The sequence below is a fragment of the Hyphomicrobium sp. genome (assembly GCF_035687085.1).
Lineage (GTDB): Bacteria > Pseudomonadota > Alphaproteobacteria > Rhizobiales > Hyphomicrobiaceae > Hyphomicrobium_B.
The window spans coordinates 48,962-62,479 of sequence record NZ_DASRYS010000010.1; the positions used below are offsets into that span (position 1 = coordinate 48,962).

General features: G+C 61.6%; 10 protein-coding genes. 8 read left to right on the forward strand and 2 right to left on the reverse strand.

Going from position 1 to position 13,518, the window contains the following annotated elements:
* Positions 1–75 precede the first annotated feature (75 nt).
* The gene (locus tag VFG26_RS07435; protein WP_325023823.1) at positions 76–1,476 is read left to right on the forward strand and encodes a glucosaminidase domain-containing protein; all 1,401 of its coding nucleotides are present in this window, start codon (positions 76–78) and stop codon (positions 1,474–1,476) included.
* 31 nt (positions 1,477–1,507) lie between these two features.
* Positions 1,508–2,974: a glucosaminidase domain-containing protein gene (locus tag VFG26_RS07440; RefSeq protein ID WP_325023825.1), complete on the forward strand. Its 1,467-nt coding sequence runs from the start codon at positions 1,508–1,510 to the stop codon at positions 2,972–2,974.
* A 50-nt stretch (positions 2,975–3,024) separates the two neighbouring features.
* Here the strand turns inward: VFG26_RS07440 and VFG26_RS07445 are convergent, their stop codons facing one another.
* The gene (locus tag VFG26_RS07445; RefSeq protein WP_325023827.1) at positions 3,025–3,996 is read right to left on the reverse strand and encodes a hypothetical protein; all 972 of its coding nucleotides are present in this window, start codon (positions 3,994–3,996) and stop codon (positions 3,025–3,027) included.
* 132 nt (positions 3,997–4,128) lie between these two features.
* On the opposite strand from VFG26_RS07445, the gene uvrC reads away from it, so the two are divergent.
* The 6 genes from uvrC to VFG26_RS07475 all read left to right on the forward strand — a co-directional run bounded on the left by uvrC (position 4,129) and on the right by VFG26_RS07475 (position 11,810).
* Positions 4,129–6,120: an excinuclease ABC subunit UvrC gene (gene uvrC, locus VFG26_RS07450; protein WP_325023829.1), complete on the forward strand. Its 1,992-nt coding sequence runs from the start codon at positions 4,129–4,131 to the stop codon at positions 6,118–6,120.
* Positions 6,121–6,189: 69 nt separating this feature from the next.
* Positions 6,190–8,853: a mechanosensitive ion channel domain-containing protein gene (locus VFG26_RS07455; RefSeq protein ID WP_325023831.1), complete on the forward strand. Its 2,664-nt coding sequence runs from the start codon at positions 6,190–6,192 to the stop codon at positions 8,851–8,853.
* 119 nt (positions 8,854–8,972) lie between these two features.
* Entirely contained in the window at positions 8,973–9,560 is a 588-nt protein-coding gene (gene pgsA, locus VFG26_RS07460; protein ID WP_325023833.1) for a CDP-diacylglycerol--glycerol-3-phosphate 3-phosphatidyltransferase, read from the forward strand.
* A gap of 7 nt (positions 9,561–9,567) precedes the next feature.
* Positions 9,568–9,861 (forward strand): molybdopterin converting factor subunit 1, encoded by a 294-nt coding sequence (moaD, locus tag VFG26_RS07465; RefSeq protein WP_325023834.1) that lies wholly within the window; start codon positions 9,568–9,570, stop codon positions 9,859–9,861.
* A gap of 1 nt (position 9,862) precedes the next feature.
* Entirely contained in the window at positions 9,863–10,327 is a 465-nt protein-coding gene (locus tag VFG26_RS07470) for a molybdenum cofactor biosynthesis protein MoaE (protein ID WP_325023837.1), read from the forward strand.
* A 187-nt stretch (positions 10,328–10,514) separates the two neighbouring features.
* Complete coding sequence (locus VFG26_RS07475; protein ID WP_325023839.1) at positions 10,515–11,810, forward strand: N-acetylmuramoyl-L-alanine amidase; 1,296 nt, start codon at positions 10,515–10,517, stop codon at positions 11,808–11,810.
* A 767-nt stretch (positions 11,811–12,577) separates the two neighbouring features.
* Here VFG26_RS07475 and rpoH read toward each other — a convergent pair.
* Positions 12,578–13,483 (reverse strand): RNA polymerase sigma factor RpoH, encoded by a 906-nt coding sequence (gene rpoH, locus VFG26_RS07480; protein WP_325023841.1) that lies wholly within the window; start codon positions 13,481–13,483, stop codon positions 12,578–12,580.
* Positions 13,484–13,518: the final 35 nt, after the last annotated feature.

Consider the following 13,518-nt stretch of genomic DNA (forward strand, 5'->3'; position numbering starts at 1 on the left):
GGTTTATCAACTGTTTCTTAACGTTAAGCGTCTACGAACCTTAATGGTTTGTTGGGCGCCTCACGGGGGTGCCGCGTGCTCAAGGGTGTTACCATGATTGGCCGTGTTCGAACGCCGCTGGCGTTCGTCCTCGCAGCAACCGCGCCTTTGGTTGCTATGTCGCTGCCAGTTGCGGCGGCGGGTCTTCCTCAGGTCAAACTCAGCGCCAAGAACCACGTTCCCGCGTGTGCCACTCCGGGACGCCTCATGGGGTTCTTGGAAAGCCGCAATCCCCGCATCGACCCGCGCTTTGAGAAAATCGCCGCCGATTACATGCGCATCGGCAACGAACTCAAGGTTCGCTGGGACATCGCCTTCTTCCAGATGATGCTCGAGACCGGCAACCTGACCTTCAAGGGCGACGTCTCGGCCAAGCAGAACAACTTCGCGGGCATGGGTGCGACCGGCAAGCGCGCGCCCGGCGAGAGCTTCCCCGACGTCAGCACCGGCGTCAAAGCCCATCTCCAGCATCTCCTCCTCTATGCCGGCGAGCATCTCGACAATCCAGTCGCCGAGCGCACGCGCAAGGTCCAGGAATGGGGCGTGCTCACGGAGTGGCAGAAGTCACTCAATGGTCCGACGGACTACACGCAGCTCGCCAAGCAGTGGGCCCCCTCCTCGCGCAATTACGCGCGCGACATCTCCGCTCTCGCCGAAACCTTCTATGGCACCCCGTGCAAAGGCGCTGATCCCAAGCCCGAACTGATGGCCTGGGCGAAGCCCGGCAACGCCATGACTCCGAACGCTGGCAAGCCGGCGTCCGCCGTTCAAACTGCGTCAGCGGAAGATCCGGTGAAGCCCGGCAAAATTTCCGGTGCCGACCTTGCCCGCCGCGCCGTCGAAGAGGCCCGCAAGTCGGGATCCTTCGTCCGTTCAGGCCTTGGCGCGGAATCGCTCATTCCCGTAACCGAGTCTGCGCCCGCCGTCGGTGAACCCGCCGCCGGCAATGACGCACCGGCGTCGTTCAAGATCATCAACGCAGTTGCGCCGGAAGATTCGTCCGCCGCAACGGCAGAGGCAGCATCGGGCTCATCCAGCACGACTGCCAACACGCGCGGCCCGGCGGACCAAGCTCCGCTCGAAGCACCCGCGAAGAAGAGCTCAACGAAAAAGATCCAGACAGCAGCTTTGGGTGCCGGAACGAAAAGTTCCGCCACATCTGGCGTCACGAAGGCGGCCATCATGGTGCCGCCTGCAGCGCCCAAGCCAAAGTGCAAAGTCTGGACGGCAAGTTATGGCGGTGGCCGCTCGGTGATCATCCGCGCGCGCGCCGACCAGCAAGAGAATTTCACCGTCCTCGATGTCAATGAAGGATCGGAAAAACGAGAGGCCGAGGCCTACATCGCTGCCTACGCAAAGGGTGGTGAGACCATCGGCGAATTCTCCAATCCCTCCCAGGCCCTCGACAAAGCTTTTGAGCTCTGCCCCGACGGCTGATCACCAACACTAATTTTCGAAGGATAGTTGGATGGCGACGAAGTCGCTTGCATCGCGTATTTTTGCCTGCACTCTAGCAACTGCCTCGTTCGCGTTTGCGATCGGCGCTGCTCATGCCGCTCCGCCCATCAGAATGAGCGAGAGCAACCAAGTTCCAGCTTGCGTTACGCCGGAACGGCTGATGGCCTTTGTGGCCGAGCGGAACCCCAACCTCGATCCGCGCTACAGCGAGATCGCCAACTTGTACAAAAAGTACGGCGAAGCCTGGCGCGTTCGCTGGGACTACGCGTTCTATCAGATGGTCATCGAAACGAACTATCTGAAGTTCCGCCGTGAAGGCGGCAAGCGCGGCGACGTCTGGGAAAATCAGAACAACTTCGCCGGAATCGGCGCGACCGGTGGTGGTGTCCGCGGCGAATTCTTCCCCGACATCGCGACCGGCGTGCATGCGCAGATCCAGCATCTCGTCGCCTATTCGGGCGAGCGGCTTGCGAGCCCCGTTGCGAAGCGCACACGCGAGAACCAAGACGACATCGCATCGCAGTCGAAGCGTCTCGGGCGTCCGGTGACCTTCGGCGATCTCGCGCGCCGCTGGGCAGCCGATCGTGCCTACGGCCGCTCGATCGACATCATCGCCGGGCTTTATCAGAAGCGCTTCTGCAATCCGTCGCAAGCGGCTGACGGCGCGATGACGGCTCCGGCCATGCAGAAGCGCAGCGAAGGGTTCGCGCCTTTCCTACCGCCTTCCGGCCTTGGCGGACCGAAGCCGGACGCAGCATCGGGAGCCGAAAAGGCTCTTCGCAAGACAGCGCCAGCGGGGGCTTCAGCCCCCGCCTCCAAGGGCCGCACGAAGATGGACGCTCCAAAGAAGGCGGCATCTAAAGCCCACAAGAAGACAGCACCAGAAAAAGCGAAATCGAAGCCCTCCGTGGCTTCGAAATCGTCTTCGGAGCCGGTTGCCGCACCCGTTGCCACCAATGGTCCAGCCCCGGTCGCGCCGAAAGTCATCAACGTCGCTTGGGGCGGCACCACCGTCATCGAGCGGCAGCCGCCGGCCCCTGCGGGCGAAGCCACGATGAACACGACCGCGGCGGCTCAGCCCGCAGCGCCGGAAGCCGGTGGATCCTCCGGCTTCTTTTCCATGCCGTGGCTTCCGACGTTCAAAATCGCTCCGAGCCAGGAGCAGCCTTCACGCCTTGGCGGTCCGCTGCCGGCGGAACTCGGCGCGGCTGCGAAAGCTGCGCAGACGGCGCCCGCAGCGCCCTCGGACCGATGCAAAGTGCTTTCCGCCAGCTACGGCGGCACGAAAACGTTGCTGCTCCGCTCGCGTCTGCGCGGCGAGACGCAATACACTGCGCTCACCATCGTCGATGGTTTCGAGAAGTCGATGTATGACGCTTATGTGCGGACGGAAGCTGCTGGCGCCGAGATCATTGGCGAATACCCGACGCAGGAAGCCGCGCTCACCGACGCCAAATTCAACTGCCCTCAGCAATGAGTGAAGCCGAGGCGCGTTCTCTTGCGAGATCCGCTTCTCTCTCCCCTCACCTACTCTGAAGATGGCGCGAGATATTTGAGCGCCGCCGTCGACACCGCACCGCCGACCACGCAGGGAATACCGACTGCGACTTGGCCCGTCGCCGCTGCCGCGACGCAGCCCAGAGCGAAGACGGTCTGACCCGCCTGCCCCCACCAGTTGTAGTTACGTAGGCTTTCCGGGCCTTTCGCCTTCAGTTCGTCGATGGATGCGACCGCATCCTTGCGCAATTTCGCGAGTTCCAGCGTTTCAGCGGCGTCGATGACTTCAGCGAGCGGCTTTTGGAGCTTGACATCGCTGTCGCTGGCAATCTTCTTCAAGAGCTGCAGGAGATCGTCATTGCGCGAGGCATTTTGCGCCAGTGTCCATTTCGCCATCGCACCGATCGTCAGCAGTTCGACCTTGTCTTTGTCGAGGGACAACTCAAGCCCTGCAACGATGCGGCGGACTGGCGCTTCCCAGCCGGTTGCGAAGTAATAACCCCAGTTCAGATCGATGACGCCCGCATCATCCTTGAGCGATAGTGCCGTCATCGTCGGTTTGTTGCCGTAGATGTATTTATCGATCAGCACTTTTCGCGCCGGCATGCGTTCGACGAACTTCGTCATTGTGTCGCGCCAGCCTGGTAGACCCGAATAGGCGATCGCCTTCACGATCAGGATCTGATCCTCCGGCGGCAGCGGGAACATATTGGCAATGAGGTCATCGGCGATCTTTGGGTTGGAGCCCAGAACACCGGCGACAAAGCCGATGTAGACGCCTGCCTGATCCATGTCCCTCATGGCGCCCAGCGCCGACATGGCTTTGACCGCCTCGGAAACGCGGCGCGGCTCAGGATGCTTGCGGTATTCGTTGATCCATTTCAGAAGCTCCGGCTGGCTCTGAAATGGCTTCGGCGCCTTTTCCTTCATGGGCTTTGCGAGGGCCAAGCCCGGCAGGATCGCCATCAATAAAAGGCCGAGAACGGCGATAACGCGACGCATAACACTCCCCCGGCGCTGCCTTATTCCTCAATGTCGTTAAGGGCTTGCACACGACGCCCCTGGCGTGGTGATTTTGTGGCGCAAGCCCAATGCCTTGCTTGACCTCGGCGGCAGCCCAATTTTAGGTGCGCCATGACCGAAGAGCCGACCACATTCACATCGCCGCCGGAAACACCCGCAAAGACGGGGCCGGAGGTGATTGCTGCCTATCTGAAAAACCTGCCGCAGAGCCCGGGCGTCTACCGGATGCTCGATGCCGCAGGCGATGTCATCTACGTTGGCAAAGCGCGCTCGCTGCGGGCGCGCGTCTCGAACTATGCGCGGCTCCAGGGCCATACGAACCGCATAGCGCGGATGATCCTGACGACCGCGTCGATGGAGTTCGTCACGGTCCGGACGGAAGCCGAAGCGCTTCTGCTCGAAGCCAACCTCATCAAGCGCTTCCGCCCGCGTTTCAACGTCCTCATGCGGGACGACAAGTCGTTCCCTTACATTCTCATCTGCCGCGATCATCGGGCCCCGGCCGTGATGAAGCATCGGGGTGCGAGGAACCGCAAAGGCGACTACTTCGGCCCGTTCGCTTCGGCAGGCGCCGTCACGCGCACCATCAACATGCTGCAGCGCGCCTTTCTTCTGCGCTCATGCTCGGACAGCGTTTTCGAGAGCCGCACGCGGCCGTGCTTGCTTTATCAAATCAAGCGCTGCTCAGCGCCGTGCACGGGCGAGATCGGGCTTGAGGAGTACAACGGGCTCGTCGATGAGGCCGAGCGGTTCTTGAGCGGCGGCAGCCAGACGGTGCGGCGCATGTATCAGGATCTGATGCAGGAGGCCGCCGACAAGCTCGAGTTCGAGACGGCCGCGCGCTATCGCAACCGGCTTTGGGCTCTCGCGCACGTCACGGCCGATCAGTCGATCAATCCGGAAGGCGTGGAGGAAGCCGACGTCTTTGCCGCTCATCAAGAGGGCGGGCAGACGTGCATTCAGGTGTTCTTCTTCCGGACCGGCCAGAACTGGGGCAATCGCGCCTATTATCCGAAGGCCGACCGTTCGCTAAACGTGGAAGATGTGCTCGATAGTTTCATCGCGCAGTTCTACGACGACAAGCCCGTTCCGCGGCTCATTCTGCTATCGAACGACATTCCGGATCGCGAGCTTCTCGCGGAGGCCTTGAGCACGAAGGCAGAGCGAAAGGTCGAAATCCGGGTGCCATCGCGCGGCACGAAATCGACCATCGTCGAGCATGCGCTGGCGAACGCGCGCGAAGCGTTGGGCCGGAAGCTCGCGGAGAGTTCGTCGCAAGCGCGCCTTCTCGAAGGGATTGCGGAGCGCTTCGGTCTCAATGCGGTGCCGCGGCGGATCGAGGTCTACGACAACAGTCATACCGGCGGCACCAACGCCGTCGGCGCCATGATCGTTGCGGGCCCGGAAGGGTTCGTCAAAGGCCAATACCGGAAGTTCAACATCAAGTCTCCGGATACGACGCCGGGCGATGATTACGCCATGATGCGCGAGGTGCTGACGCGGCGGTTCAAACGTATTGCGGAAGCCGAGGTAGCAGTCGAAATCAAATCCGAAGTCGCCGAGATCGCGGCGGACGCCACGGGCGGGCCGTTGTCGCCAATCATCGTTGCGGAAGACGATACGGCGGAGGAACGTGCGTTTCCGGATCGGCCCGATCTCGTGCTGATCGACGGCGGTCTCGGACAGCTTACGGTCGCGCGCGAAGTTCTCGCCAGCTACGGCCTGCACGACATCGCACTGATTGGCGTTGCCAAGGGGCCCGATCGCGACGCGGGCCGCGAGCATTTCCACCTGCCCAATCGCGAACGGCCGATTATGCTCGAGGCCAAGGATCCCGTTCTCTATTTCATTCAGCGGCTGCGGGACGAAGCGCATCGCTTCGCGATCGGCACGCATCGTGCGAAACGCGCAAAATCGCTTGGCGCAAACCCGCTGGACGAGATTGATGGCATTGGGCCCACGCGCAAGCGGGCGCTTCTCAATCACTTTGGCTCAGCCAAGGCCGTATCGCGCGCGGGTGTGGAAGACTTGAAGGCTGTGGAAGGCATTTCCGCCGATATGGCCAAGAAAATCTATGATTTCTTCCACGAACGTGCGGGATAGTCGCGGGGCGTGCTTTAGAGTCTAGCCAGATGCATGCCCCCTGCCATATTTTCGCGGAACTTGGGGGCGATGGCCCTTCTTCCTGATTGCCAATCCACCGTTGCCATTTTCAAAGGCTCTGTTCCGCCGATGCTGAGACGTGCACTTGCGACCATAGCGATAGCCGCTCTTTTCGGCGTCCCAGGAGCCTTGGCCGACGAAAATTCGTGGACCGCAAAGGCGACGCCAGCTGCCGCGGCTGCGGCACAGGCTCCCGCTCCGGCGGCGCCATCTGCTCCGCCCTCGAAAGCTGCTCCGGCAGCGGATAGCGCCACGGAGAAGGCTCCGGCCGAAACCGCGCCGGCACCGGCGGAGGCAGCTCAGCCCGCTGACGCGCCTGCCGCCGCCTCAGAACAGCCCGCGGAGGGCCCTGCCGCGCCTTCGCCTGAGACTGTCCCCGCAACGCCTGCGGCACAGCCTGCCGCGCCGCCGCCACCAGCACTTCCTGCTGAAGTCAGCTCGACCATCAGCAGCATCGTCAGCGACATGGATGGTGCCGAGAAGACCCTATCGTCGATTTCCGATGTCAATAACGACCTCGGCCGCTTGCGCGACGACATCGACGGCGTGATCTCCAAGACAACACAAACGGCCGATGGGCTACGCCCGCGCCTCTCCGATCTGCAGGTTCAAATCAAGCGCCTGGGCGAACCGCCCGCCAAGGATGCGCCGCCGGAAGCTCCCGCCGTTGCAGCAGAGCGTGCGCGGCTTGCGGTGCAGGAAGCGGAGGTCTCAGGCGCCATTAAGACGCTTGAAGTCACGTGGTGGCGCGCGCGCCAGGCGATCGACAAGATCACCGAACTCAGGCTGCAGATGTTCGTTCGCAGCTTGACCGAGCAGATGTCCAGCCCGCTGCTCCCAGCCTTCTGGGATGACATTGCGCGGCAGAAGGCGAGCGTGCAATGGCGCCTGGAATACAATGCCCAAGACTGGTGGAGTTCGATCAGCAGGCAGAAAGGCAGCGTTCTTATCCTTTGGGCGGCATCCGTCGGCCTCTACCTGCTGCTGAAGGCCGTCGCACTTTCCGTCACGCGGTACCGGCCGGGACCTAACGCAACGCCGCCCACCTTTTTCCAGCGCGCGGCATCAGCTTCATGGATTGCGCCCGTTCGCGCTATTCCGGGCATTGCTGCCATTCTTCTGCTCTATGGCGGGCTCGAATATCTGGGGCTGCTCTACTATCCAACCGCGGCGCCGGTCGGCGCGGCGTTCTTCAGGTACGCGCTCGTTTTCACCGCCGTCTCGGCCCTGATCGTTTCCGTCTTCGCGCCCTACCGGCCCGAACGCCGGCTCATGGCTTTGTCGGATCGCAGCGCCCGGCGCATTGCGGCGCTGCTGATGATTTTGGCGCTGATTTTCTCGATCGACCTCTTTCTTTCGAAGTTCGGACAGATTCTCTACTTCCCGCTCTCGATGAGCGTGGCGCAGTCGCTGTTCACGAGTCTTGCTTTCGCGTTCGTGCTGATCGGCCTGCTGCTGACGCCCTTCGAGTCGAGCGAGACGACGCTTGCCCCGCCTGTCGGACGTGGTGAACCGCTCTGGTTCAAGCTGCCGCTCGGAATCGCAGCGGTCGCAATCATCGGCTGCTGCCTTTTCGGTTACATCGCCATGGCGCGGTTCCTGGCGCAGCAGCTGGTCATGACCGGCGTTGTCGGCCTCATCGCCGTGCTGCTCTATCTCGCCATTCGCGCGCTAACGCGGGGAAGCACCACGTCGCGCGGACACATCAGCATCTTCCTCGAAGAGCACATGGGCTTTGACGAGGTACGCCGCAAGCAGCTCGCCTGGCTGACCGAGATCGTGTTGACGCTTGGCGTCGCGCTCGTGACGTTCCCGGTTCTGCTTCTGCAGTGGGGATTTGCATCGTCCGACATTCGGGACTGGTTTGAGAGGTTGCTCTTCGGGTTTGAGATCGGACAGATCCGCATCTCGATCGTCAAGATCCTGATGGGCATCGCGCTCTTCGTCGCCGTCGTGTTCATGACCCGCATGATTCAGCGGCGCCTCCGCGAGAACATCCTGATCGCGCCGAAGATGGACACGGGCATCGCGAACTCGATCGACACGGCGGTTGGCTATGCGGGCACCGGCCTCGCGGCCGTGATTGCAATCTCGTATGCCGGCTTCAACATCACCAATCTTGCCATCGTCGCCGGTGCGCTTTCGGTTGGTATCGGTTTTGGCCTGCAGTCGATCGTCAACAACTTCGTCTCGGGCCTCATTCTGCTCATCGAGCGGCCGATCAAGGTCGGCGACTGGGTGGTCGTGGGCAACGAGCAAGGGACGGTGCGCAGCATCTCCGTGCGCTCTACCGAAATCGAGACGTTCGACCGCGCGAGCCTCATCGTGCCAAATTCCGAGCTGATCACGGGCCGCGTTCTAAACTGGACGCATCGCAGCGCGCTCGGCCGTGTGGTTCTGAAGTTCTCGGCGGGGCCGGACGTCGATCCGCGGCGGGTGCTTGCGATCTTGACCGAATGCGCCAACCGGCATCCCAACATCCTGCGCGAACCAGCGCCGGTCGCCGTCTTTGACGGGTATACCGCCGATACGACGGATTATTCGCTCAGGGTTCTGCTACCCGATATTACGCATGGGACCAGGGTGCAGTCGGATCTTCGCGTCGCCGTTTACGAGGCGTTGCGGCGTTCCGGCATTGTCGGCACCACCGGATTGCCCGCCGCGGCCTCGTGAGGGGCCGCTTCGACGCCTCCCGGCGGTGTGCGGCTTTCTGCCCGGAGATTCGACAACGGGGCCAGCCGCTTGCCGTTAGGGATTGACGGCGGCTTGCCGCTGCGGCTAACCCAAAAACCATGGATCACGTCGCGCACCGCTCTCTTTCGACGAGCCTGCCAAATATCCTGACTTATGGCCGGATGGTGGCGGTGCCCGTGCTCGCGGGCGTCCTGTTTTTCGGAAACAGCGAGGGCGCGCGTTGGCTGGCGTTCGCGATCTTCGTCGCGGCCTGCGTCACGGACTGGCTCGACGGCTATCTCGCGCGGATTTGGGAGCAGCAGTCCAATCTGGGCCGCATGCTCGATCCGATTGCGGACAAGCTGCTCGTCGGCGCGACGTTGCTCATGCTCGTTTACACCGACACGATTAATGGATGGGCGATCTGGGCGGCCATCATTATTCTCTCGCGTGAAATTCTGGTCTCTGGTCTCAGGGAATTCCTGGCCGAGCTCAACGTCAAAGTTCACGTCACGCAGCTTGCGAAATGGAAGACGGCTGTACAGTTCGTCGCCCTTGCCATGCTGCTCGTGGGGCCGGCTGCGGAACGCATTGTGCCGGGAACGACGAATGCCGGCGTTCTTTTGCTCTGGATCGCCGCACTCCTGACGCTGGTGACCGGCTATGACTATCTAAAGGCTGGAATACGCCACGCGATCGATCGCTGAGAGCGCCATGACCGACATTTCGAACACCGCAAAGCCCAGCGCCGACGAAGTCGTGCTGCGCTATTTCGCCTGGCTGCGAGAGCGTACGGGTCTCAGCGAAGAACGCCTGGTTCTGCCGCCTGAGATCCTGACCGTCGGTGATCTGCTGCTCTGGCAATCGCGGCGCGGCCATCCCTTCGATCATGCCTTTGCCAAGCCCGAAGCGATTCGCGTGGCGATCGATCATGCGCACGTCAAACCTGGCGCCAAGGTCGCCTCTGCGCGGGAGATCGCATTCTTCCCTCCTGTCACCGGAGGCTGAGATGACCGTTCGCGTCTCGACAGCCGACTTTGATATCTCCGCGGAGATGTCGCGGCTGACGGCGGGTGATACCGGGATCGGCGGCGTCGCTCTTTTCGTCGGCAAGGTGCGGGGCGAGGTGGACGGCGAGGCACTCGCCTCAATGACGCTCGAACATTATCCGGGCATGACGGAGGCCGAGCTCGAACGCATCGAAGGCGAGGCACAGCGCCGCTTCAAGCTCTCGGCTTCGTTAATCATCCATCGTGTGGGCGAATTGAAGCCAGGCGACAACATCGTGCTGGTTATGACGTGTGCACCGCATCGGAATGACGCGTTCGCTGCGGCAGAGTTCGTCATGGACTATCTTAAGACGTATGCCCCATTCTGGAAAAAAGAGACATTCGCCTCCGGCGTCACCAGATGGGTGGCTGCACGCGACAGCGATGATGAAGCGGCCGCTGCTTGGGCTGCGCAAAGCGAATAAGACCGCTCACGACGTCTCTCGAAAATTCATTTTATAGCCCTTAACGAGGGATTAACTGCTGTTGCCTGATAACCTTAACTTCCCTAACAACCGTTTATTCCGACCCGTAAAAAGCCATCATCCTTTTGCAAACAAGTACGTCTTCGGCGCACTAGGTTTGGTGAGCGCGCCTAGGGGGATTGCACTAATGCGTTCTATGGCTCGACGCGCATCACGCAGCGTCTTGGCAGCGGTTTTCGCCGCCGGGGCCGTGGGCTCTGCCTTCGCCAATGTCAAAGCTGGCACTCAGCCCGCCGATGTCCAGATGGCGGCGGTTACGCCCGATAATACGCCTGTTCCTGAAACTCCGGCTTTGGGAACGCGATTCGTCATCGGTCTTGCGAACAAGGTCGATTACAAAGTCTTTTCGCTTTCCAACCCGAACCGGGTCGTCCTGGAGCTGCCTGAAGTCAACGTGCGGCTGCCTTCGATCGAGGGCAACGGCCCCACGGGCCTCGTCAAGAGCTTCCGCGGCGGACTGGCGGCTCGCGGCAAGATGCGGATCGTGATCGACGTCACGCAGCCCGTCGTCGTCGAAAGCTCGAAGATGAGCAAAGACAAGGACGGTCACTACCGGCTCTCGCTCGCTATCGTTCCGGCGGACGCGGCGCTCGCCGGCTCTAAGAAGGCTTCCACGAAGAACTCCCTCGTCGGCGCCACCGCCGCCCTGCAGCCACCCGTTCCGCGCCTTGCGGAAAATCCGAAGGAGAGAGCGGCCAAGGCCTTCCGGCCGATTATCGTTCTCGACCCTGGCCACGGCGGCCACGACTCAGGCGCGATGAAATTCGGCACCGTCGAGAAGGATGTCGTTCTGGCTTTCGGCCACGTGCTGCGCGAAATCCTCGAAAAGAGCGGGCGATATCGTGTCCTCATGACGCGTAGCGACGACACCTTCGTACCGCTCGATCAGCGCCCGGCGTTTGCCGAGCGCAACAAGGCGAACCTCTTCATTGCCATCCATGCCGACTACTCGGACAACGGATCGCGTGCGCGCGGCGCCACGATCTATTCGTTGCGCGATGGCGTGGCCAAGTCGCTTGAGCGTTCCGCGAAGGGCAGCGTGGCCAGCAAGGTTCTGACGCCCGACGAGATCGATACCGTCAAGAGCGTCAACGGCGACGTCAATATGATCAAGGACATCCTTGCGGATCTCGCCAACCGCGACTTGGAAATGACGCGTGAACGCTCCGGCATGTTTGCGAAAACCGTCATCGAGAACATGGGTGAAAGCACACCGCTTCGTCAGGAGCCCGACCAGCAGGCGGCGTTCCGGGTGCTGAAGACGGCGCAGTTTCCGTCCGTTCTCATCGAGCTTGCTTACGTGACGAACAAGGAAGACGCGAACAACCTCAAGTCCGACGAATGGCGCGAGAAGGTTGCGCAGTCGATTGCGACGGCGATCGACAACTACTTCGCACAGAACATCGCACGGCTGCCTATGTAAGAGCTTTTCTTTGCGCCTTGCGACTCCCCTCCGGGGAGCCGGCCGCAAGGCGCAGAAAGCGGAAGCGAAAATAAAAAAGAGGCCGACTCGGGAGAGCCGGCCTCTTTTTTTATGCGTGGCAGAAGCTCGTCGCACCGGCTTCTGCATGCATCAGTTACCTCCTACATGGAGGATACTTGTGGTGTTGTCGCCAGAGCAGAAACAACCAACGTCTCCTCGACATATCGTGCGAGGGACGAGACTCGCGCGATGGGAGAAAACCGGTTGGCTGGTGACAGCGCTTCTGCATGAGGCACTCCATCTTCCAGGTATCCGCCACCACGCTCAGTAGAGCGGGTTGTCCAACACCGGGGCAACGCACGCAGTCTCTCAGCACACGGGCTCGCTGAGCGGCGCGCTAACGTTTCAATGCCGGAATTGGAAAAGCGGAAGGGGTTGGACAGGAACGTGAAGCTGCCGAACCTCGACCAGAACGCCGCTCCCTCGGACAGCCCTATCCATTGCTGCCACGCGCCGTTCGAAGCCATCTGCCGGTCCATCCGGACCCGGTTCAGAGAGAAAAAGGGCATCGACCCTTGGTTCTCGCTCTGACGCTCGCACAAAGTTGTAAGGACACGCCTTACAACACTTCACGATTCCTAAGCTAAGCGATTCGCGCTGGAATTCGTGAGATCAGCAACATAACGCGATGCAGCATATGGAAATGGCGGCACCCGAGGGCGCCGCCATGAATTCTTAGCGCGTAGACAGCGCGGCTTGCGCCACACTCAGTGGCGGGCGCCCTCCAGCAGGGCCGGCGATTCCGCCTGCCGAGCCGTGGATGTGACCGCCTTCTGCACCTTCTCAAAGGCTCTCACCTCGATCTGGCGGATGCGTTCGCGGCTGACGCCGAACTCTTCCGACAACTGCTCGAGCGTTGCCGGGTCCTCCGCGAGGCGGCGAGCTTCGAACACCCGGCGCTCGCGATCGTTCAGGACCGACATCGCCGACGACAGATAGGACTTACGCCGCGTCAGCTCTTCGTCCTCGACGAGGCGATCTTCCTGCGTCGGCGTGTCGTCGACCAGCCAGTCCTGCCATTCGCCCGATTCTGCCTCTGCCCGGATCGGCGCATTGAGAGATGCGTCGCCGCCCAGACGGCGGTTCATGTTGACCACGTCTTCCTCGGGCACGCCGAGGCGCGTCGCGATCTTCTTGACGTGCTCGGGCTTCAGATCGCCCTCGTCGAGCGCCTGGAGCTGGCTCTTGGCGCGCCGCAGGTTGAAGAAGAGCTTCTTCTGCGCTGCCGTGGTGCCCATCTTTACAAGGCTCCACGACCGCAGGATGTACTCTTGAATTGACGCGCGTATCCACCACATGGCGTATGTTGCCAGGCGAAAGCCCTTGTCCGGATCGAAACGTTTGACGGCCTGCATGAGGCCTACGTTTCCTTCGGAGATGACTTCGCCGATTGGCAAGCCGTAGCCGCGGTAGCCCATCGCGATGCGGGCGACGAGACGCAAATGCGACGTCACGAGCTTTTCGGCGGCGTCTGAATCCTGGTGTTCCTGCCAGCGCTTGGCGAGCATAAATTCCTCGTCAGGCGCAAGCATCGGGAATTTGCGGATCTCTTCCAGATACCGCGTGAGGCCGAGCGAACCGCCGGCCAGTGTCGGAAGACCTTTAGATGCCATTGCCCTCTGCCGGACCTTCACCCGTTTCCGGTTCG